We start from the raw sequence: 20,791 nt of genomic DNA, 5'->3' as shown, positions 1-20,791 counted from the left end.
TTTCAAAAAATATGCTAGACTGTAGGTAGAATATTACGATGTTTGGGACATGCCATCGCTAAAAAAAACCTCTACTTGGTATTTTTTAGCTCCCCTCAAGGGAGCTTTTTGCGTGCTCTGAACATTTCCCATTTTGGAAGGAGTACTATGAAACGTCAATCAGCCTTGGTCGTCTTTAGTGGCGGTCAAGATTCCACAACCTGCCTCTTTTGGGCTAAAGAACACTATGAAACAGTCGAAGCCATCACCTTTGCCTACGGCCAACGCCATCATCTCGAAATTCAAGTTGCTGAAGAAATCGCTAAGGAACAGGGTATTCGTCATCACATCCTCGATATGTCTCTGCTGGGACAAATCACTGAAAATGCCCTGACCTCTGATCTGGAGATCGAGCAAAACGAGGGAGAGGTTCCCAATACCTTTGTTGACGGCCGCAACCACCTCTTTCTATCCTTTGCAGCAGTTCTTGCCAAGCAACGAGGCATTCAAGATATCGTGACAGGTGTCTGCGAGACAGACTTCTCAGGCTACCCTGACTGCCGTGATGTCTTTATCAAATCCCTTAATGTTACTCTCAACCTTGCCATGGATTATGACTTTGTTATCCAAACACCTCTCATGTGGCTAGACAAGGCTGAAACTTGGAAATTAGCCGACCAACTCGGTGCCTTTGACTACGTTCGTGAGAAGACCTTAACCTGCTACAATGGGATTATCGGTAGTGGCTGCGGTGATTGTCCAGCCTGTCACCTGCGCCAGCATGGACTAGATGTTTATCTCTCACAGAAAGGAGTGGGCTAATGTTTTTTGCACCCAAAGAAATCAAACAAGAAACTGGCGAGTCTCTGGTCTACAATCCTCACAGAACCTTGGTATCAAAAGAATTTACCTTTGATGCTGCCCACCACCTCTTTCACTATGAGGGAAAATGCAAGTCCCTGCACGGCCACACTTATCATTTACAAATCGCTGTCAGTGGATTTTTAGATGAACGTGGTATGACCCACGATTTCGGAGACATCAAAGCTATCTACAAGAACTACTTAGAACCCCACTTGGATCATCGCTATCTCAATGAAACCCTGCCTTATATGAACACGACTGCTGAAAACATGGTTTACTGGATTTTCCAAACTATGAGTCAAGAGTTGCCCGACGAGCGCGGTCTCCGTTTGGAATGCGTTCGCCTCTATGAGACTCCGACTGCCTTTGCGGAGTTTAGACGGGAGTGGTTAGATGACTAAGGAACGTGTCCTCAAACTACCTGTTCTGGAAATTTTCGGTCCAACCTTTCAAGGTGAAGGTCGTGCTATCGGGCAGAAAACCATGTTTGTCCGCACTGCTGGTTGCGACTACCACTGCGACTGGTGCGACTCTGCCTTTACTTGGGATAGTTCTGAAAAACCAACTCGTATGACAGCTGATGAAGTAATCGCTGAGTTAGACAAACTAGGAAGCTACGACTATGTCACCCTATCTGGGGGAAATCCTGCTATCCTAGCAGCCAACATGGCTGAGCTAGTAACCAAGCTCAAGGAACGTGGTGTCACTCTGGCTGTTGAGACCCAAGGTTCTCGCTGGCAAAATTGGTTAAAAGATATTGACCAAGTCACTCTGAGCCCCAAACCTCCCTCATCCAAGATGGAAGTCAACTTCGAGACTTTAGACTTTATCGTTTCCCAATTGGATCCAGACAAGGTCACCTTTAAAATCCCTGTCTTTGATGATGCCGATTTGGCCTTTGCTAAAGGGATTCAAGAACGTTACCAACCAGATGTCCTCTTCTTATCGGCTGGAAATCCTGAGCCCAAGGCTACAGGTAATATTGTTCAAGACCAACTAGACCGTCTCAAAGAACTCTGGGAACGCGTCGCTGCTGACGATAGCTGGGGCAATGTCCGCGTCCTTCCTCAACTCCATACCCTCCTCTACGACAACCAACGTGGTGTTTAGATTAGAAAGAAAAAATCATGTCACAACAAGAAGAAATGAAAAACCTAAGCCTACTGGGCAACAAAGAAACCAACTACATTTTTGACTATCAACCAGAAGTCCTTGAATCTTTTGACAATCGTCATGTTGAAAATGACTATTTCATCAAATTCAACTGTCCTGAATTTACCTCGCTTTGCCCAATCACCGCTCAGCCAGACTTTGCGACCATTTATATTTCCTACATTCCTGACAAGCTCTGCATCGAATCAAAATCCCTCAAACTCTACCTCTTTAGCTATCGAAATCATGGAGATTTTCATGAAAACTGTATCAACACTATCGGGAAAGATTTGGTCAACTTGCTAGACCCTCGCTATTTAGAGGTATGGGGAAAATTCACTCCGCGTGGTGGTATCTCAATCGACCCTTACTACAACTACGGTAGACCTGGAACTAAGTATGAAGGCTTGGCAGAACAGCGTCTCTTCCAACACGACCTCTACCCAGAGAAAATTGACAACCGTTAAACTCATACTCAATGAAAATCAAAGAGCAAACTAGGAAGCTAGCCGCAGGTTGCTCAAAGCACTGCTTTGAGGTTATAGATAAGACTGAAGAAGTCAGCTCAAAACAGTGTTTTGAGGTTGCAGATGGAAGCTGACGTGGTTTAAAGAGATTTTCAAAGAGTATAATACGAAAAAGCCCTGTTCCTCAAACTGAGAACAGGACTCTTTTTTCGTTTCTTATTCTTCTGTTCCAAGGAAATTTTTCGCAACAAGTGCTGCAAGAACGCCACCAACGATTGGGGCAAGGATGAAAATCCAAACTTGTTGAAGAGCTGCGCCACCTACAAAGACAGCAGGTGCCAAGCTACGAGCTGGGTTTACTGAAAGGCCAGTAATGTTCAATCCAACAAGGATCATCGCCATCAAGGACAAACCGATTACCAAACCAGCGATTGCGCCATTGCCCTTGCTTGCTGAAGTGACAGTCATGATAACTAGGACAAACAAGAAAGTTGCGATGACTTCAAACAAGAATCCACCAAAGACAGTGACACCGTTTGCCAAGGCATTTTCACCAAGGCTAGCAGTTGACATGCCTGAGTTAGACAAGAGGAAGAATACTGCAGCTGACGCAAGGAAAGCTCCAACTACTTGTCCAAGGATGTAGTTTACAAGTTCTGAAGATGACAAGCGTTTGTTTACAAACATAGCGATCGAAACGGCTGGGTTCAAGTGAGCACCTGAAACAGTTCCGATTGAGAAAGCTGCAACCACAATTGCTAAACCAAAGGCAAAAGCAATTCCAAGGTGTCCAAGACCATTAAGACCATTTCCAAAAACAACGGCTCCTGTTCCGATGAACACAAGCATAAATGTACCGATTAATTCAGCAACAAATTTTTTCATGATAAGTCTCCTTTTTTCAAACTATGTATTAGTCTATCAAAAGAAGGAAAGGGTTTCAAGAAAATTGACTGGAAAGTTATTTGAAAATTATGAAACGACTCGCTTATCCTTAGTACTGAAAGGATTGAATGGCTTCTTTCAAGTCATTTTGCAAACTATTTCTCTGGTCAAGTTGGATATAGACTTCCAACAGACAGGATCTGAAGTTGGAAAATTTATAAAAATCTTCCCTCTCTTCTATCGGAAAGTCAATAGTTTTTACCCAAGAAGCTACTTGTTCCTGCTCTAATTTCCCTTGCAAAATGGGTTCATAAAGTACTCTCGCTAAGCGCCAATCCTCATCATTTGTAAAACGAATGGTAATTCTTTTAAATAGTTGACCCAGTACATCAAATACTTCAGAAACTCTGTTACTAGGAAAATCTGGATGACAAACGACTTCCGTCAAGAGATCCGCTCCATGCGCAAAAGCGTGAACCCAACCATACTGACTTGAAAAACCTGTCGTATCCTTTTCTTTTTTTAAGTAATACAAACCTTGAGATAGCATAGCATTTCTTATATCAGCTTTTAATCCTTTATAGAAAAGAGAGTGCTCGTTACCATCTGCAGACAAAAGATTGGCATAAATAAGCGCCCTAAAAGAACGTTTAAGGGCCGAAACTCCTCTACTATCAATCTCTTTGTATAGACCTTCATCAGAGGAGACCTCTTCTGAAATAAACTGAAATTGCTCAAGGGAAAACAACTCTTCTTGAATCCCTCTAGCCAAACTCGTAAAAACCAATTCATCACGAATCTCTGGATTGGGATCCCCTATGTGATCAAGTAACCACTGGAGTTCTTCTTGACGATAGCTCGGTTTTTCTTCTGCTATTTTTCTAAGTAACTCTTGATACATGGTCAATACCTCTACATTTCTAGTAACTTATCAAAAAGCCATTCTCTGTTCATATCCTTATCCTAAATCCTCTTTACTCCCCCAACTCAGCACTGTAGGCGATAATCTGGTCAACTGTTTCAGACAGAAACTGAATCGTATCACGGAGTGGTTTGTCTGTTGAGATATCCGCTCCGATAATCAGGGCTGACTCAAGCGGTGTCTTGCTTCCACCTGATTTGAGGAGATTGAGCCAGTCTTCAGCTCCAGTTGCTGAATGTTTCAGATGAAGGTAACCTGCAGTCGAGATGACTAGCCCTGCCGAGTAGGTGTAGCTATACAAGCCCATATAGTAGTGAGCTTGGCGCATCCAAGTGAGTGCCGCATCGTCGTCAATTTCAATGGCATCTCCCCAGAAATCTGTCAAGACTTCCTTCATAATGCTGTTGAGCTTGCTTGCTCCAAAGGTTTCCCCTTCTTCAATCAATGTATAAACCTTACGCTGAAAGGCTGCTTCCAAGAGGTGGGTGATGAAATTATGGAAGTAGGTATCTGTCAAGCGGTGAGCAAGAGCGAAGCGTTTTTGACGTGGGTCGTCAGATTGGTGTTCCAAGTAATCACTTAAAAGCAATTCATTGAAGGTTGATGGCGCTTCGACGTAGTAGGTCGACATATGGGCATTGAAGTAACTTTGGTGATTGTCAGAAAAGATAAATTGACCAGAATGTCCGATTTCATGAATCAAGGTATAGACATCACTCAAACGACCAGTCCAGCTCATGAGGACATAAGGGTGCACGCGATACGGATCCGCCGCATAACCACCAGAATCCTTGCCACTATTAGCAGCAAAGTCCACCCAGCGTTCTTCTTGATAGCGCGCAACTTCCTGACAATATTCTTGTCCCAAAGGTTCTACTGACTTCATGACCAAATCATAGGCGTCATCAATAGTCACTTCAGGATTAAGGGCGCTGTCCAAGTCCAATTTCCAGTCTGCAAAGGTCATCTTTTCAAGACCATTGACCTTGGCAACATGCTTGAGGTATCTCTGAGCAACTGGTGCAAAGTCCTTCATGATGAGGTCAATCTGGCGGTCAAACATGGCACGGTCAACTTCTTGCTCAGCTAGGAGATAATCAAAGACTGAGTCATAGCCCTTCATATCAGCCAATAGTTTTTCAGACTTAACTTGGGCTAAATAGGCTGCAGCTGCCGTATTTTGATGCTTACGGAGTCCCTCTGAGAAGGAGCGGAAAGATTTCTCACGAACCTCAGCGTCCTCGTGGTTTTGGTAGAAATTCTCATAGGTAACAAAGCTGTTTTTATAGGTCTTGCCATGGGCTTCAAAGTCAGCCATTTCAAAGTCCCCAGCTCGCATCTTAGTGTAAATGTCCTGTGGACTGTAGAAAACTTCTCCCAGATTTGTCAAAGCCTTCTCCACATCAGCCCCTAGGTAGTGGGCTTTTTTGATTTTGGCCTGACGAATGGCTGCCGTCAAGTGAGGCAATTTACCCAAACGGTCCAAGACCTCCTCGTCTGCAGCAACCAAAGCATCGTCAAAGAAGGTCAAGGCTACACTGGCATCTGTTTCAAATTCCATCCCAGCTTGGGCAATGTTGGCAAATTCTTCATTGCTATAGTCTGTCGTCTGAGGCATAAAGGCGTAATTGCCGATATGACTCATCTGGATATAGATTTGTTCCAATTCTGCAAAAGCCTTCTCGAAATCTTCAAAAGTGTGAAGATTGCCCTTGTAGTCACGGCTAAATTGGTTGATGTCTTCGCGCGTTTTCTCGATTGCACGCAAGAAATCCTCACGGTCTTGGTATAGGGCTGTTAAGTCCCAAAGTTCCTTTTCTGGAAATTCTGAACGGTGTTTTTGTTCCATTTTCTTCCTCTTATTTTTCTAATTCTACTAAAACACTAAGGGCTGATAAGGCATAAAGCGGGGCTGTTTCCGCTCGAAGAATCCTTGGACCAAGTCCTGCAAGAACAGCTCCTTTGGCTTCAAAACTTTCAATTTCTGCAGGTGAAAGACCGCCTTCTGGGCCAAAGATAAAGAGCAATTTGGCTCCTTTTTCAAGACCAGTGACTGTTTGTAAGAGCGCAGCAGCTTCTCCCTCTTTTGCTGACTCTTCATAGGCCACTACGATAGAGTCAAACTGAGCCAGTTGGGCTAGAAAATCTGCTTTTTTCTCGAAAAGCTGGATACTTGGAACGATATTACGTTTACTTTGCTCTGCTGCTCCAAGGGCAATTTTTTCTAGCTTTTCAACTTTTTTACCCAATTTCTTGCCGTCCCATTTGGCAACTGACCAGTCTGCTGGAAATGCCCAAATCTGACTGGCACCCAGCTCCGTCACTTTTTGAGTGATGAACTCTAGCTTGTCTCCCTTGGGAAATCCAGATGCGATGGTTACTTGAACGGGCAGTTCCACATTGTCAGTTAATTCTTGGACCAACTCAAACTGACGAGCTTCTACATCCAGCACGCGCGCCAAGCGCTTGATGCCATCCTCAAAGACCAAGGTCACCTCATTATCTTCTTTCAAGCGCATAACCTGAAACATATGCTTGCTGGTTTCCTTGTCCTCAATAGTGACAGGAGAGATTGCACTGCCTTTGACAAAATACTGCTGCATGCTAGCCTCCAATCACACCTGAAATATCCTTGGTCTTCTTAAAGACACAGGCATTCCATTCCCCTTGCATCATGTGAGTTTCAAGGAAAAATCCAGCTGACTCAGCCGACTCGCGTACCATGTCCCACTTGTCCTTGATAATGCCACTCATGATGAGGTAGCCTTCGTCCTTGACCAAACGATAAGCATCCTCTGTCAGATGGATGAGAATATCCGCCAAGATATTGGCTACAATGACATCTGCTTCAATCTCCACCCCCTTGAGCAAATCACCTGCCGCTACATGGATATTTTCCATGCCAGAATTAAGTTCAATATTTTCCTGAGCCACACGAACCGCCACATCATCCAGGTCATAGGCGAAAATTTCCTTGGCACCAAGCAGCGAGCTGGCAATAGAAAGGACACCTGAACCAGTTCCTACATCCAGCACCGTTTCCCCACCACGAAGAACCTGCTCCAAGGCGAAAAGGCTCATCTTGGTCGTTGGATGCGTTCCAGTCCCAAAAGCCATGCCTGGATCCAGCTTGATAATCTTTTCTCCAGCAGTCGCCTCGTAGTCCGTCCAGGACGGCACAATGGTCAAGTCATGAGTGATGCGAGCTGGTTCATAATATTTCTTCCAGTTGTCTGCCCAGTCTTCCTCAGCCAAGGCAGTCGTCCCCATCTTGACCTCACCCAAATCCATAAAGTCTGTCAATTCTGCTAGACGAGCCTGCAAGTTCGCCTCAACCACTGCCACATCAACCGTATCTGGATAGTAGGCGGTCACTACGATTTCTTCTTGTTGCTCGACCTCTGGGAAAATCTCACCGAAGCGATCCACATTCCCCACATAGTCCATACTGTCTTCGATCGCAACACCTTGCGCCCCCAGCTCAATCAAGAGATTGGAGACCAGCTCCTCCCCCTCACGCTTCACTGTAACTTTTAACTCTTGCCATGTTTCCATTTTGTACTTTGCTTACCTTTCCATTAAGTTAAAAATATTCTTTCCGATAACAACAATAAGATTTTCTCTTAATTTCTTCTCTAACTCTAAGTCAATACCACTATTCTGTATGAATTTGTTTTCTACCATTTTATATAAGCGTCTCACTCTATTAGGATTTCCTGCAGCAAAATTAGGAGCATAATGATAAACAACTACTGGGACCTTATCATCAATTGAGCGTTTAGCAATCTGATTCCACAGATATTTATCAGTAATACCAAGAGACACTCCGTAAAGAATAATTATGTCAGAATTTTTAATTATCTCGCTATTCCTAACATCCATATTTTCTCTATATTCTTTCAAAATATATTCTTTTATAAGAAAACTTTTTTGCTCATCACTAAATGTAGCTGAAATTTGTGACTCGTCACTGACCCCTAAAATTGTACAAGCATCTAAAATACCATGCACATGGATTGGTTTTGATATTTGAAAACTATAAGCATTATGCCTCAGAGCATTACTAAATGTTACTGTTGATGATTCATATAACTTATCAAGTATACTAGTATAGTTTAAACTAAGAATATTTACATGATCATTTCCAATTGGCTTGTCATTATACTTTTGGCTAATAACTTCTTGATTTGATATAGGACAATCAGTCTTAATTCGATTTAGAGTGTTTTCAAAATCAATTTTATAATTTTCAACATTAAAGGTTTCCTCTACCATCCTTAAATAAGCAATTAAATCATCGATTATATCAGTAAAATCATCAATGAATTTATCCTTTGATTCTTTGCTTAGAATAATTCCAGAATTCTTTTTTGTTAATTCTCCAATTGATAATTCAAAATCTGACCAATTTTTATAATCATTTACTTTATCTGTAAATAACGATTCATAGATTAAATTTGAATATCTTTCTTTCTCTTTCCTTTCCATATAAACTTTATGTTGAAAGTCATAGAAATCCTTGTATTTTGTTTTTAAACCATATTGCAAATCTAAACCATTCCCAACAATATATGTAATATTCATTACTTAAATAATTTCCTTTCAAATGACTCTTCCTAATCAACCAGCATTCCACTATTTTGAAAAAGTTTTTACCGTCCCTTACATTCCTCAATCACATCTGTATAGTGTTCTTTCATTGCGCTATGAATCTGCTGTTTAAAAATACCAAACGTAAGATAATAAACAAATAGAACAATTCCTGCTAACAGTATCAGAAACAAAAAATATTCTGAAAATGAAAGTGTTTGATTATTCTCACCTTGTAAAGACAGAACATACAGCAACCCCCAGATAAGGGCCATAGAAATCCCAGCTACTTTCGTACCACTTTCTCTCTGCTTCTTTAACTTTAAATATTCCATATAGATGAATGTAGCTTCTTCTCTAGAATATTGTCCAGTTTTTAGTTTGCGTTTAACTTCCTTATTTAACGTCGTTGTTCCAATTATATAAACCACTTCATTTCCTCCAAATAATCCCTCACTCTATCCTGCAACTGGGGTACAACCTTATCTGAGCTAAGAAATTCCTCAATGCCCATCAGTCTATATCCCTGCCCTTCATCACCAAAGACAATCTTGTCAAACTGTTCCTGAGTCAACTTTCCCACTAGAAAGACGGATTCCTTCCCCTCAAAAAGCATACTTGGGTACACCTTAGTCCAAAGCAGACAATCCTCAGTCAGATGAATTCCTAGTTCTTCGTAAACTTCACGCGCCGCGCACTCAAAAGGACTTTCATCACCTTCTCGTCCGCCACCTGGTAATTCCCAGGTATTAGGGTATGGAATATTTGATTTGTCATCACGTAAGATAGTTAAGAGCTTATCACCACAAAAGAGGGCAATTTTGCAACCTGTAAAATCAGAAATTTCTTTTTCCATATCAGACTCCTAATACCTCGGATAAGGATAAAACTCTCCTTCTTCCAAACCAACCTTTCCTTCTTCAAAGACTTCTTGGTTCCATTCCATGACAAACTCCTCTGCTTCTGGGTCTTCCAAAAAGTCCATGAGCGCATCCAGCCCAACCTCTGCAGTGTCTTTGAGGAATAGGGAAAAATAGGCTAAAAATTCACGAGAGAATCCTTTTTTAGGTAAGTAAGGAATGACAGTCAGATAATCGTCCGCATTGACTGTTGACTTGGCAGGATTGTAGAAAAGAACTGCTTCCTCAAAGAGAATGTCGTCTGATGACACCTCTCCGTCCTCGTCCAGCATCTTTACTCCTGCAGCATTTTGCGTTTCTAGTAAAAAACTCACTTCTACCGCGTGATTGCGCTTGTCCCAACTAATCTCAAAGTCAAAAGGAAAGTTCTTGTCTAATTCTTCCTCTAAAACATCTAAAAATCCGTATGTTACCATTTTGTCCTCTTTCTATGCGACTCTTTAATCGCCCCGATTGCTCGGAAATATGCTAAAATAGATACTACCATCTTACCACATATACATCAGAAAATCCATGTTAGAAAGGACTGCTATGCCAGACAATCTCGCGCTTCGCATGCGCCCAAAAACCATTGACCAGGTCATCGGTCAGGAGCATCTAGTCGGACCTGGAAAAATTATCCGTCGCATGGTGGAAGCCAATCGTCTGTCCTCCATGATTCTCTACGGACCTCCAGGAATCGGCAAAACCAGTATCGCCTCTGCCATCGCAGGGACTACTAAGTATGCCTTTCGAACTTTCAATGCGACAGTTGATAGTAAAAAACGACTGCAAGAAATTGCGGAAGAGGCTAAATTCTCTGGTGGTCTCGTCCTATTACTAGACGAGATTCATAGACTAGATAAAACCAAGCAAGACTTCCTCTTACCTCTCTTGGAAAGTGGTCTGGTCATCATGATTGGCGCTACGACTGAAAATCCTTTCTTCTCTGTCACTCCTGCCATTCGTAGCCGTGTTCAAATTTTTGAGTTGGAACCTCTGTCTAACCAAGACGTCAAAGAGGCCCTGCAGATAGCTCTAAGTAACCCTGAGCGTGGTTTTGATTTTCCAGTAGAACTAGATGAGGATGCGCTGGATTTCATTGCTACCTCTACAAACGGAGACCTTCGCTCTGCCTTCAACTCACTTGACTTGGCTGTTCTTTCTACTCCCGAAAATGACAAGGGCATCCGCCATATCACTCTAGACATCATGGAAAATAGCCTGCAGCGAAGCTACATCACTATGGATAAGGATGGAGATGGCCACTACGATGTCCTCTCAGCCCTGCAAAAGTCTATCCGTGGCTCAGATGTGGATGCCAGTCTTCATTACGCAGCCCGCTTGATTGAAGCTGGGGATCTGCCTAGCCTCGCCCGTCGTTTGACTGTGATTGCCTATGAAGATATCGGTTTGGCCAATCCTGAAGCGCAGATCCATACCGTAACTGCTCTAGATGCCGCACAAAGGATTGGTTTCCCAGAAGCTCGCATTCTCATTGCCAATGTCGTCATTGATTTGGCCCTTTCTCCCAAGTCCAACTCAGCCTATGTGGCTATGGACAAGGCTCTTGCTGATCTCAAAACATCCGGGCATTTGCCTATTCCACGACATCTACGTGATGGTCATTACAGTGGAAGCAAGGAACTAGGGAATGCGCAAGACTATCTCTATCCACACAACTATCCTGGAAACTGGGTCAAGCAAGACTATCTGCCAGAAAAAATCAAAGACCAGCACTACTTCACTCCAGAAGATACTGGCAAGTACGAACGGGCCTTGGCGCAACGCAAGGAAACCATTGATAAATTACGGAACTTGTGAAATCCTTTTCAAAAAAATAAATTTTCCTCTTGAATTTTTTTAAAAAAGTGGTATCATATAAATATAGAAACGCTGTGGTGTACGACTTCACACTTAAGTGTTGACCGACTATTTTTTGTATTTTTAGGGAAACAAAAGTCTTCTAACAGCATGTAGGCCGTCTCACACGGAAACAGCTTCAGTTAGAGCGAGTTGCCCACCTGCTTAATTGCGCGGGTTCAATACAAACCGTGAAGTTTCGGCACCAATACAGCTTTTTATTTGCCTTCTTAGCTCAGTTGGTAGAGCAGTAGACTCTTAATCTATGGGTCGCAGGTTCGAGCCCTGCAGGGGGCATCTAAATCAACAGGAAAAAGCCTTGATTTATAAGGCTTTTTTGCTTGTCTATAACTGATTTGCCTCATCATTTGCCCCACTTTTAAATCTATCTTTTCTTTTTGAACCAAATTACATCTTTACAAATAGTGTAAAGCCAGTTACTTTTGCTTTGATGCCATACAATATTTTCATGTAGAGAAGACAAATTTTATCTTCTCTTTTTATTTTCAAAATAATAAAAACTGATTTTCTTTTCATAAATCAGACTGAAACTTCCAAATTTTCCATTTTGTTTATTGATATTTCCTCTAAAAAGGTGTATAATATGTTTATTATCAAACTATACTATACTATATAGGGGGTATTGAAATGAAATTTTCTAATCGTTTACTGCTATTCCTTGCAGGAGTTGTTTTTGTCCTTTTAGGACTTTTCCTATTTACAAACCCAGTAGCTAATCTTGTTGCTTACAGCTGGTGGATTGCATTTGGTTTACTGGTTTCTTCTATAGCAGCTATTTTAGGCTATTTCTCTGTACCAAAAGAGCTTCGCTCACCAGCTCATCTTTTCCAAGGGATTGTTAATCTTCTCTTAGCTCTTTACCTCGTTGCCTATGGCTTTGTGACGCTGCCAGTTGTCATTCCAACTATTTTAGGAATTTGGTTAATTGTAGAAGCCATTATAGCTTTCTTTAAAGGCAATCGTCTGGGATTGATTTTCCCTATTATTGGCAACCATATCATGTGGATAGCGTTGCTTGCATTTTTACTAGGTCTAGTGATTTTGTTCAATCCAGTAGCTACAAGTGTCTTTGTCGTTTATGTCGTTGCCTTTGCATTTTTAATTGTTGGTTTCACCTATATCCTTGATGCCTTTCGTAAATAATCTAGCTGCCATTTTGGGCATATTAAAATAGCTGGGAAGTTACATTCTCAGCTTTTTCTGTTGCCTCCTTAGCTCAGTTGGTAGAGCAGTAGACTCTTAAGCTATGGGGCGCAGGTTCGAGCCCTGCAGGGGGCACATCTAAATCAACAGAAATAAGCCTTGAAACCAAGGCTTTTTTTAACGTCTAATAGCTTTTTGTAGAAAAGTATTTAAAAATAAAAGAGAAGAGAATCTCTCACTCTCTTCTCAGTATATCTTATTAAATTTAGTTTTTCTTAATCTACCTGATTTTCCTTTGCAACGACAAATTCTTTAACCAGTCGATAGATAACAGCAAATACGGGGGTAAAGAATATCATTCCAAGTAGTCCGAAAAGATTGCCTCCAATACTAGCAGCCGCAAGCGTGAAAATAGCTGGCAAACCAATAGACTGACCTACAACTCTAGGATAAATAAGGTTTCCTTCAATCAGCTGTATAACTTGATATAGAAGAAGAGAAAGTAAGGCTTGAGTAGGACTCACTGTGAAGATAAAAATCGCTCCCACAACACAAGCAATCATAGGCCCTACATAAGGAATGAACGATAGCACTCCTGCAAAGATACCTGTCATTACTCCATAGGGTATCCCAAACAGGCTGTAGCCAACCGCTATCATAACTCCTATGATAACTGCTTCAATCAGCTGACTCATCAAAAATTGGTCATAAGTCTCTAGTGCTACTTGTCCAATGTAAGTCAACTTTATCACCACCTTCTCTGGAAGAAAAACTTTTAGAAGTCGACTCGTCATCGCTGCCAAATGTTCCTTACTGGATAAAAATAAAAAGGTGAAGACTATAATCAAAAAGGCATTCATCAAACTTGAAAAAATATTGCCGATATTACTAGTCAGACCTGATAAGAAGGTTATCAAAGCTTGACTAATAGAGCTAGACTGTCCCTGAATTCCTGATACGAGAGTTGACAACATGTCTTTGGTTACAAATTCCGAGCTGCCTAGCAATTTCCCAAGTTGAGTAAGGACTGTTGAAAGGACTGTTCCCAGCTGACTAATAGTCTGGGCTAGGGTTGGCAGCACCAAAACCAAAAGAGCAATCACGATTAAGATAAGAGCTAGGAAAACAAGTACCATGGCAATCGGACGACGCAACTCTGCCTTTACCTTCAATTTAACTAAGTACTGTTCAATTTTTTTCATAGGAACATTAAGCACAAAAGCAATAACAGCACCATAAATCAAGGTTGATATTACATCAAAGAGAGAGATTGCTCCTGATATAAAGCTCGATGCATTCAGAATTACAAGAGCAACCAGCCCTATAAAAAGTATTAACGGGGTGTATTTTTTTACTAAGGTCATAAATTCTCCTTAATAAACATGTTTAGATACGACTATACTATTTGGTTTTTCAAACTCTCGATTAAGGTAGGCTTGGTAAGTTCCTGGAGCGATAAATCCTTTGGGTGAGAGGATATCGGTGCCAGCCTGACCGACTATGGTATCAGCCAAGAGCACACAGTTTGTAGATAAGACAAAGTAGGATTTAAACTTAGATTTGATAAATTTATAAAGTTCCCCATCTGTCTCATGTCTGATTTTATAAGCGTAGGTGTAGTCTTCCTTACCATCACCTGTCATGATTTTATCTGCACTTGGCTCCCATGGAATCGTCAGTTGTTTTAATTCAGCTAATTTTTCCTGAACCGCTTCTTCCATTTCCGGTGTCAAATCTATTCCGTAACCAAATAGCGTTTTTTGACTCTCCCGTTTACATAAGTCAATGTACTTATCACGGTCGCAAAAATATAAAACACCATCTCCAACCATACCAAATAAGGTCTCAGATGACGGATCATAGTTGCCATAAGAAATCACACGTCCTTGATAACAAAGGTCCACATGACCAATAGCTGAAAATAGAGAAGTCTCCGCTGTATGAACGAAAATTTCAAGATCTGCTGTCTTACCAAACTTCACCATTCCAAGATAGATTTCCTCTTCCTCATCAGCATTTTCCAGCATAAATTTGTTAATTTTTGCTAAAGTTCTTGCAGGGATGAGAGCGGCTAGGACAATAGGTAAGCTCATTCTTACACGACGTTTGAGATGGTTTTTCCCAATTTCCTCCTCAAACAAGAAACCGTCACGTATATTGGACACACCATAAAGGAAAAAATAAGCCCCTAAAACAAAGAGTTGAAAGACAGAATTTCCCGTAGAGGACAAAAGACTAGTCCCACCAAGAAAAACTAGTACGAGACCATCTAGTAAGAAACGAAAACGAGGTCGAATTTTGTTTTTGCGGTAGAGAAGATAGGTGACAAGGTTGATACTAGCATGAAAAATCTGATAAATTCCAATCACAAGAGCCAAAATATAAATCGGCACATCCGTCGCAAGATTGGAGCCAAGCAAATATCCCAGCACTAACAATTTAACCAGTGCAACTCCCAAGGTATCCGTTGACTGGCTTTTTTTGAAAACTCTTAATAGCAAATCTACGACCGTTGCTATCCAAGCTAAAAACAGAACCAGGCGAATAACTGTTACTGGCAACCAAGTCCCCGTGACCATCAAGATGAGACCTAGCAGAACAAACAAGAACCCCTGAGCAAGTAATTTCTTACCTGTCAGACCTAAAGATAGAATTTTCGCCATATAAAAACCTTTCAACAATAAAAATTAAACACTCCGATTAAACTGACTAGTAAATAGCCAACACTACAAACAGCCTGTGCCAGCAACATATGGTGACTAGAAATGACTGTAGTAATGTCACCATCTTGTCTTATGCACTTCTAAAATTTGTTATATTGATTAGAAACCAGAGCTTATAAAAACTAGCTAAACTCGAGAGATAGACACAATTGCGACGAAAAAATGTATAACCAATTCAACTTGTTAAGGTAAGAAAGCATTATTTCCAATCTATTAATTATTCATCTATTACCTATTATGACACAATATTCCCTATAGTTCAACTTTTTACTTGTTTTTATATTACACGGACTAAAAAGTTTTCAACAGTTGATTGCATTTGTTTTAATAAGTTTTAACCTTTCTTGGTTAGATAAAAAAAGAACCATACAGTTTAGAATCTGTATGGTTTTTGCCCCACTTTTGTCCCATTTTTAAATCATGACATTGAAAATACCTAAAATCACTTATATTTCAATATTTTTAATTGCTCTCAATATGAAAGTCCTTTCCAAATCCCTGTAGGGGGCATCTAAATACAACAGGAAAAAGCCTTGATTTACAAGGCTTTTTTGTGTATCTGTTCTACTTTTGGTCAACTAATGGATATCAACGGTATAATTTTATGAACACCCTTCTGAACTGCACCCCAAAAGTTAGACAGAAAAAACCTAACTTTTGTGGCGCAGTTCATTCGCGCCACATGAAATTATTTAAGCATATCCTTCTCTTTCATTATCATTTTCTGTTATAATAAATTGTACTTCTAAAATAGAAAGGTCTTAAGATGACAACTCTTATTAAACATAAACGTGTAGAATTTTCAGAACTTTTTTATGACTTAGTTTTTGTTTTTGCAATTTCAAAAGTAACTACTTTAATTGACCATCTTCATAACGGTATTTTGACTTGGAATTCTTTCCTTGATTTTTTCATGGCTGTCTTGGTTCTCACTGATTCATGGATGATTCAAACCGTTTATACCAATCGCTATGGAAAGAACTCTTTATTTAACATGGTAATCATGTTTATCAAAATGGGACTTTTACTCTTTATAGCCAATATGATTGGACCTGATTGGCAACAATATTTTCATTATCTTTGTTGGGCTGTTGGTACATTAACCTTTACCTTATTTTTACAATATTTGGTTGAATTTTTTAGAAAATCAACCGATAATGTTGAACGGGAAAGTATCAAAGGTTTTCTATGGGTAACAGGTCTAGGAAGTTTAGGAGTCTATCTAGCAGCTCTTTTTCCTATTTACGTTGGAGTCTCTGTCTTATTTGCTAGTATTCTGCTAACATTTATTATGCCAATTATCTTGCTTAGTAAAGATAAGCATTACCAGGTAAATCTCCCCCATTTAATCGAGCGCATCTCCCTTCTTGTCATTATTACGTTTGGAGAGATGATTATGGAGCTAGCTAACTTCTTTACAATCGAGAATTTCTCGATTTATTCGGTTCTTTATTTCATTATTATGCTTTCTCTGTTCTTGTTTTATTTTGGTCAATTCGACCATGCTATTGATGAAAAATCTAATCAAAAGGGACTATTTCTAATTTACAGTCACTATCCTATTTTCATTGGACTTATTATGATGACTGTATCGATGAGTTTTCTTCTGAATCCTGAAGCTAATCTTCTCTTTGCAACCATCTTCTCTTATATCGGATTTGGCCTCTTCCAAGTTGCTGTCCTAGTAAATGGACCCTGTAACAAACACTATCTTCGCTATTCGAAAAGTTACTACTGTGTCCAAGCGACACTCTATCTGGCTGCCTTGATTCTCTCTTTAATCTTTGCTTCTAATCCTATAATAGTAGTGAGTATAACAACCATTTTAGCTCTAGCTATAGCCATTCATTTTATTTATTTTTATATGACACAGAATAAAAAATATTCCAAATCTAACTGGGGATTATTTTAATGAGTTTATAACATTAAAAAGCTTTGGGAACCAAGGCTTTATATGATATCAATCACCGACCACGAAAATGTTTAGCTTACAGAACTGCTAGTGAAGCTCTAGAGGATGAGTTCGAGTAAATGTTGCACTTATTCTTGCAATTTATCATTTACTTGATGCACGAACTCGATATTTTTTTCGTTAATTTGTTTTTGCCCCACTTTTGCCCCATTTTTAAATCCTGACATTGAAAATACCTAAAAGTATTTCCCTAAAATCAGCTATATTTCAACATTTTTGTTTATTTTCAATATGAAAAGTTCTTACAAATTCATGCAGGGGGCATCTAGATACAACAGGAAAAGCCTTGAGTTCCAAGGCTTTTTTGCTTGTTCCGAACAAAAACATGACAAGATTTTAGGATATTCTGAGTTTAGTATAGATAAAATTCTTTCCTTATAAATAAAATAAAAAACGCTATCTAGCGTTTTTTGTTATTCTTAGTTACTCGTCTAATCGAATAAACATCATTGCGTTAAGCAAAGAGATGAGAGCGACTGTATTGACATTATTGGAATAGATCAGTCTCTTATTTTCAATAGGAGGAATTATAAAATTAGAAATAATGATGTCGTAAGGTGATTCTTTTAGAGCATCAATGGACAACTCTAATTCACTCCAGACCTCCAGTTCAAAATTGTTACTGCAATAGTAAGCAAGTGTCTCGGCTACTGATTTTGCATGATACTGATCAAAATTACTCATGACCAAAACCTTTAATTTAGGTTGATTTTGTAAAAGATTTAGCACCAAGTGTTTGCTATGGGTAATAAAAGTATAGGTCAAGTGATTGACTTTCATTGAATTACGATCCATATCCAAAGCCTCTAGATAGTGTTCAATCCCTTCCTTCACCTCTGAAACAAATCTAGGGAAAATATTTTGAAAGTTTTTGATTGTATTGCCTTTTTGATCAAATAGGATAAACTCTGTCGATAATTCCTGGCGATGCAGATGTGCTGTATTGTGCAGATGCCAAATCAGATTGTCTCTATTGTCTACTTGGAGATTATACTCTCTTGATACCTGGTCCACTAAATCTTCCAATAACTGATACGATTTTTTTACATAGCTGTCTGTTTTTGCATGGTTGAGAAATACTTCTTCATCTAAGAAAAACATTTTTTGAAAATAGGATGCAAACAGTTGACCGATCACTTCTTTATTTAGAGAGATATGATATTCAGAATCAAAGCTCGCTACAATCTCTTCGATTTCTTCTGCCTGCATGAACGATTCCAACAATTGATTATTAAAAGAATCTCTCTCTACTTCCAGGAAATGTCCAAACTTTATGCGATATAAATTTGTAACCAGAAGCAATTTTAACATTCTGTGAGTTGATAAATTCATCGGGAAAGAAGTTGCTTTATAGACTAATTCCAATAATTGAGACAAGGGTTCTTGAGAAAAATTTTCAAAAGGCCATTCAAGGAAATAATATTTCTCTGAAAAATACTGGGCAAAAAAGTAACGGATATCGATTTCATTTCCAGTGATTCGAACTGGATTGAGGCTAATTTCAAAACGATATTGCTTCTTAATAATTTTATTAATATGACTGATGATACGGTAAAGAGAGGAAGAACTGATATAAAACTCTTTGCAAATATTCTGTTTATCACATCCTTCATTAAAGAAGATAAATTCTAATATTGAAAAGTTAGTTGAATGCTTAAAAAAATGATGATAGACCATTTCAATATCACTATCGTCAGTATTAATGATACGGATACCATTTGTCGAGGAATGAAATAGCAAGTCAGGAAAAGAAGATCTGACATGGGATAAGTCATCTTTTACAGATCGTTCTGCACAGTGCAATAAATCTGCTAGTTCTGAAATATGAAACCAGCGTTTGTTTTCAAATAGTAATTCTAATAATTCTAATTGTCTGTGACTTTTTTTCGATAATAAATCTCTCATGAACAGCTTTTCTCTCTTTATAATAAACTAAACGATTGCCTATCAATCTTCATGCACAATTATACCATATAGAGTGCATTTATCCTTTTACAACGACTTTTGCTTGTCATCAAAAGACTAGTCTAATCACTTAGAAACTCAGCAGCACCAGTATTTTCTTATTTATTTGTACCTTCGGTGTATTTTTATAATACGTAATTCAAGACAAATTATTACCTTTCCATATTTAAATGTTATATAATAAATGATATCAAAGAAATTGATTTTCTGAAAATGTTTCTTTAAATGATTCTTTGATTTAGAAATAGAAAAGGAGGATACACTATGTTGTGGTCCATTATTGTTGGAGGTCTTATTGGTCTCATCGCAGGTGCAATCACTAAAAAAGGTGGTTCAATGGGATTGATTGCGAATATCATTGCAGGTCTTGTTGGTTCGTCTGTAGGGCAATCACTTCTAGGAAGCTGGGGACCTTCATTGGCTGGAATGGCTATTATTCCGTCAATCGTAGGTGCAGTAATTGTTGTTGCCGTAGTTTCATATCTATTTGGTAGAAAATAAGCATTACCTAATAAGAAATTAAAAGTGATAAACCATAATTTTGAATACTCTAGACGGGTAAAATTATGGTTTAAAGCTTTTCAATTGAAAGGATTTAATATGTCAAAATCAAAGAAAATATTGTTACTTATTTTCTGTATCTTAATCTTGACTATTTTCCTTCCTATTCTCATAGATTATCATCAGGTCAGTGATTTAGGAATCCACTTATTCAGTTGGAGAGAACTCTACGCTGAATTCCTGATTGCTAGATATGTCTTTTGGGGGACACTTGTCCTTTCTGTTTTAGTTTTAATTTCAATGTTAGTGATACTCTTTTATCCTAAACAATATCTAGAGATTCAATTAGAAACTCAAGAAGATACATTAAAACTAAAAAACTCAGCTATCGAAGGCTTTGTTCGATGTTTGGTCATTGATCATCAGTTGATCAAAGAACCAACGGTCCATGTAAATAGCCGCAAAAATAAATGTTTCGTTACTGTAGAAGGGAAAATTCTTCCTTCAGACAACATCTCAAACCGATGTCTAGTCATTCAGAATGAAATAACTCATGGATTAAAGCAGTTCTTTGGTATTGAACGTGAGGTAAAACTTGAAGTTAAAGTTAAAGAATATGAACCTCGAAAAACGACCAAAAAGACTGTTAGTCGTGTAAAGTAAGGAAGTAAAAATGGAATGGTTTAAAAAATATCAGTATCCAATTATTGCAGGTCTAGTAGGTGTCATTCTCGCTTGCTTTATCTTATCCTTTGGCTTTTTCAAAACACTATTTGTACTAATTTGTGGAGCCTTAGGAGCATTTGCTGGATACTATGTTAAGGAAAAATATTTAAATAAATAAA

At 39.2% G+C, this 20,791-nt stretch carries 22 protein-coding genes and 2 tRNA genes; 12 read left to right on the top strand and 12 right to left on the bottom strand.

Annotation, left to right across the window (positions count from 1 at the left end):
• Positions 1 to 147: 147 nt before the first annotated feature.
• Genes queC through queF form a run of 4 tightly spaced genes read left to right on the top strand, consistent with a single transcriptional unit; the run spans position 148 to position 2,462 of the window.
• Positions 148 to 801, top strand: a complete 654-nt coding sequence (gene queC, locus ADM50_RS04450) for a 7-cyano-7-deazaguanine synthase QueC (protein WP_049484672.1) — start codon at positions 148 to 150, stop codon at positions 799 to 801.
• Positions 801 to 1,244, top strand: coding sequence for a 6-carboxytetrahydropterin synthase QueD (queD, locus tag ADM50_RS04445; protein ID WP_049484671.1), 444 nt, complete (start codon positions 801 to 803; stop codon positions 1,242 to 1,244). Before queC ends, queD begins: the two co-directional genes overlap by 1 nt.
• The gene (gene queE / locus ADM50_RS04440) at positions 1,237 to 1,953 is read left to right on the top strand and encodes a 7-carboxy-7-deazaguanine synthase QueE (protein WP_049484670.1); all 717 of its coding nucleotides are present in this window, start codon (positions 1,237 to 1,239) and stop codon (positions 1,951 to 1,953) included. The genes queD and queE overlap by 8 nt, the downstream gene beginning before the upstream one ends.
• Before the next feature lie 17 nt (positions 1,954 to 1,970).
• A complete protein-coding gene (gene queF / locus ADM50_RS04435; RefSeq protein WP_000082577.1) occupies positions 1,971 to 2,462 on the top strand; it encodes a preQ(1) synthase in 492 nt (163 codons plus the stop codon).
• 216 nt (positions 2,463 to 2,678) lie between these two features.
• On the opposite strand, the gene ADM50_RS04430 is transcribed toward queF, so the two are convergent.
• The 9 genes from ADM50_RS04430 to ADM50_RS04390 all read right to left on the bottom strand — a co-directional run bounded on the left by ADM50_RS04430 (position 2,679) and on the right by ADM50_RS04390 (position 10,195).
• Positions 2,679 to 3,347: an MIP/aquaporin family protein gene (locus ADM50_RS04430; protein WP_000714824.1), complete on the bottom strand. Its 669-nt coding sequence runs from the start codon at positions 3,345 to 3,347 to the stop codon at positions 2,679 to 2,681.
• A 109-nt stretch (positions 3,348 to 3,456) separates the two neighbouring features.
• Positions 3,457 to 4,248 (bottom strand): DUF2785 domain-containing protein, encoded by a 792-nt coding sequence (locus ADM50_RS04425; protein WP_000284155.1) that lies wholly within the window; start codon positions 4,246 to 4,248, stop codon positions 3,457 to 3,459.
• A gap of 73 nt (positions 4,249 to 4,321) precedes the next feature.
• Positions 4,322 to 6,118 carry an oligoendopeptidase F gene (gene pepF / locus ADM50_RS04420; protein WP_049484669.1) on the bottom strand — a complete coding sequence of 599 codons (1,797 nt, stop codon included), beginning with the start codon at positions 6,116 to 6,118 and terminating at the stop codon, positions 4,322 to 4,324.
• Between the two features lie 10 nt (positions 6,119 to 6,128).
• Complete coding sequence (locus ADM50_RS04415; protein ID WP_049484668.1) at positions 6,129 to 6,872, bottom strand: 16S rRNA (uracil(1498)-N(3))-methyltransferase; 744 nt, start codon at positions 6,870 to 6,872, stop codon at positions 6,129 to 6,131.
• Between the two features lies 1 nt (position 6,873).
• Positions 6,874 to 7,824: a 50S ribosomal protein L11 methyltransferase gene (prmA, locus tag ADM50_RS04410; RefSeq protein WP_049484667.1), complete on the bottom strand. Its 951-nt coding sequence runs from the start codon at positions 7,822 to 7,824 to the stop codon at positions 6,874 to 6,876.
• A 12-nt stretch (positions 7,825 to 7,836) separates the two neighbouring features.
• Positions 7,837 to 8,853 carry an AbiH family protein gene (locus tag ADM50_RS04405; protein WP_042902650.1) on the bottom strand — a complete coding sequence of 339 codons (1,017 nt, stop codon included), beginning with the start codon at positions 8,851 to 8,853 and terminating at the stop codon, positions 7,837 to 7,839.
• A 68-nt stretch (positions 8,854 to 8,921) separates the two neighbouring features.
• Complete coding sequence (locus ADM50_RS04400) at positions 8,922 to 9,290, bottom strand: hypothetical protein (RefSeq protein ID WP_042902649.1); 369 nt, start codon at positions 9,288 to 9,290, stop codon at positions 8,922 to 8,924.
• Positions 9,278 to 9,715 (bottom strand): NUDIX hydrolase, encoded by a 438-nt coding sequence (locus ADM50_RS04395; RefSeq protein ID WP_042902648.1) that lies wholly within the window; start codon positions 9,713 to 9,715, stop codon positions 9,278 to 9,280. The genes ADM50_RS04400 and ADM50_RS04395 overlap by 13 nt, the downstream gene beginning before the upstream one ends.
• Before the next feature lie 9 nt (positions 9,716 to 9,724).
• Positions 9,725 to 10,195 carry a DUF3013 family protein gene (locus tag ADM50_RS04390; protein ID WP_049484666.1) on the bottom strand — a complete coding sequence of 157 codons (471 nt, stop codon included), beginning with the start codon at positions 10,193 to 10,195 and terminating at the stop codon, positions 9,725 to 9,727.
• A 115-nt stretch (positions 10,196 to 10,310) separates the two neighbouring features.
• Here ADM50_RS04390 and ADM50_RS04385 point away from each other — a divergent pair, with 115 nt between their 5' ends.
• From ADM50_RS04385 to ADM50_RS04370, 4 genes are all read left to right on the top strand, one after another.
• Positions 10,311 to 11,582, top strand: coding sequence for a replication-associated recombination protein A (locus tag ADM50_RS04385; RefSeq protein ID WP_049484665.1), 1,272 nt, complete (start codon positions 10,311 to 10,313; stop codon positions 11,580 to 11,582).
• 263 nt (positions 11,583 to 11,845) lie between these two features.
• Positions 11,846 to 11,918: transfer RNA gene (locus tag ADM50_RS04380), tRNA-Lys, on the top strand.
• Positions 11,919 to 12,269: 351 nt separating this feature from the next.
• Entirely contained in the window at positions 12,270 to 12,785 is a 516-nt protein-coding gene (locus tag ADM50_RS04375; RefSeq protein ID WP_000672739.1) for a DUF308 domain-containing protein, read from the top strand.
• Positions 12,786 to 12,847: 62 nt separating this feature from the next.
• Positions 12,848 to 12,920: transfer RNA gene (locus ADM50_RS04370), tRNA-Lys, on the top strand.
• A 140-nt stretch (positions 12,921 to 13,060) separates the two neighbouring features.
• Here the strand turns inward: ADM50_RS04370 and ADM50_RS04365 are convergent.
• Positions 13,061 to 14,149 carry an AI-2E family transporter gene (locus tag ADM50_RS04365; protein WP_049484664.1) on the bottom strand — a complete coding sequence of 363 codons (1,089 nt, stop codon included), beginning with the start codon at positions 14,147 to 14,149 and terminating at the stop codon, positions 13,061 to 13,063.
• Positions 14,150 to 14,158: 9 nt separating this feature from the next.
• Positions 14,159 to 15,448: a membrane protein gene (locus tag ADM50_RS04360; RefSeq protein WP_049484663.1), complete on the bottom strand. Its 1,290-nt coding sequence runs from the start codon at positions 15,446 to 15,448 to the stop codon at positions 14,159 to 14,161.
• A gap of 826 nt (positions 15,449 to 16,274) precedes the next feature.
• On the opposite strand from ADM50_RS04360, the gene ADM50_RS04355 reads away from it, so the two are divergent.
• Entirely contained in the window at positions 16,275 to 17,420 is a 1,146-nt protein-coding gene (locus tag ADM50_RS04355; RefSeq protein ID WP_049484662.1) for a low temperature requirement protein A, read from the top strand.
• Positions 17,421 to 17,903: 483 nt separating this feature from the next.
• Here the strand turns inward: ADM50_RS04355 and ADM50_RS04350 are convergent, their stop codons facing one another.
• Complete coding sequence (locus ADM50_RS04350; protein ID WP_049484661.1) at positions 17,904 to 19,385, bottom strand: AcpB/EbpR/MafR family transcriptional regulator; 1,482 nt, start codon at positions 19,383 to 19,385, stop codon at positions 17,904 to 17,906.
• A gap of 324 nt (positions 19,386 to 19,709) precedes the next feature.
• On the opposite strand from ADM50_RS04350, the gene ADM50_RS04345 reads away from it, so the two are divergent.
• From ADM50_RS04345 to ADM50_RS04335, 3 genes are all read left to right on the top strand, one after another.
• Entirely contained in the window at positions 19,710 to 19,946 is a 237-nt protein-coding gene (locus ADM50_RS04345) for a GlsB/YeaQ/YmgE family stress response membrane protein (protein ID WP_045592533.1), read from the top strand.
• A 99-nt stretch (positions 19,947 to 20,045) separates the two neighbouring features.
• On the top strand, positions 20,046 to 20,609 hold the full coding sequence (gene amaP, locus ADM50_RS04340) for an alkaline shock response membrane anchor protein AmaP (RefSeq protein ID WP_049484704.1): 564 nt from the start codon (positions 20,046 to 20,048) through the stop codon (positions 20,607 to 20,609).
• Between the two features lie 10 nt (positions 20,610 to 20,619).
• Positions 20,620 to 20,790 carry a DUF2273 domain-containing protein gene (locus ADM50_RS04335; protein WP_000454669.1) on the top strand — a complete coding sequence of 57 codons (171 nt, stop codon included), beginning with the start codon at positions 20,620 to 20,622 and terminating at the stop codon, positions 20,788 to 20,790.
• The last annotated feature ends 1 nt before the right edge of the window (position 20,791 follow it).

This window comes from Streptococcus oralis (assembly GCF_001075675.1).
Taxonomy (GTDB): Bacteria; Bacillota; Bacilli; order Lactobacillales; family Streptococcaceae; genus Streptococcus; species Streptococcus oralis_V.
This window is presented reverse-complemented; position numbering and strand designations above follow the sequence as displayed.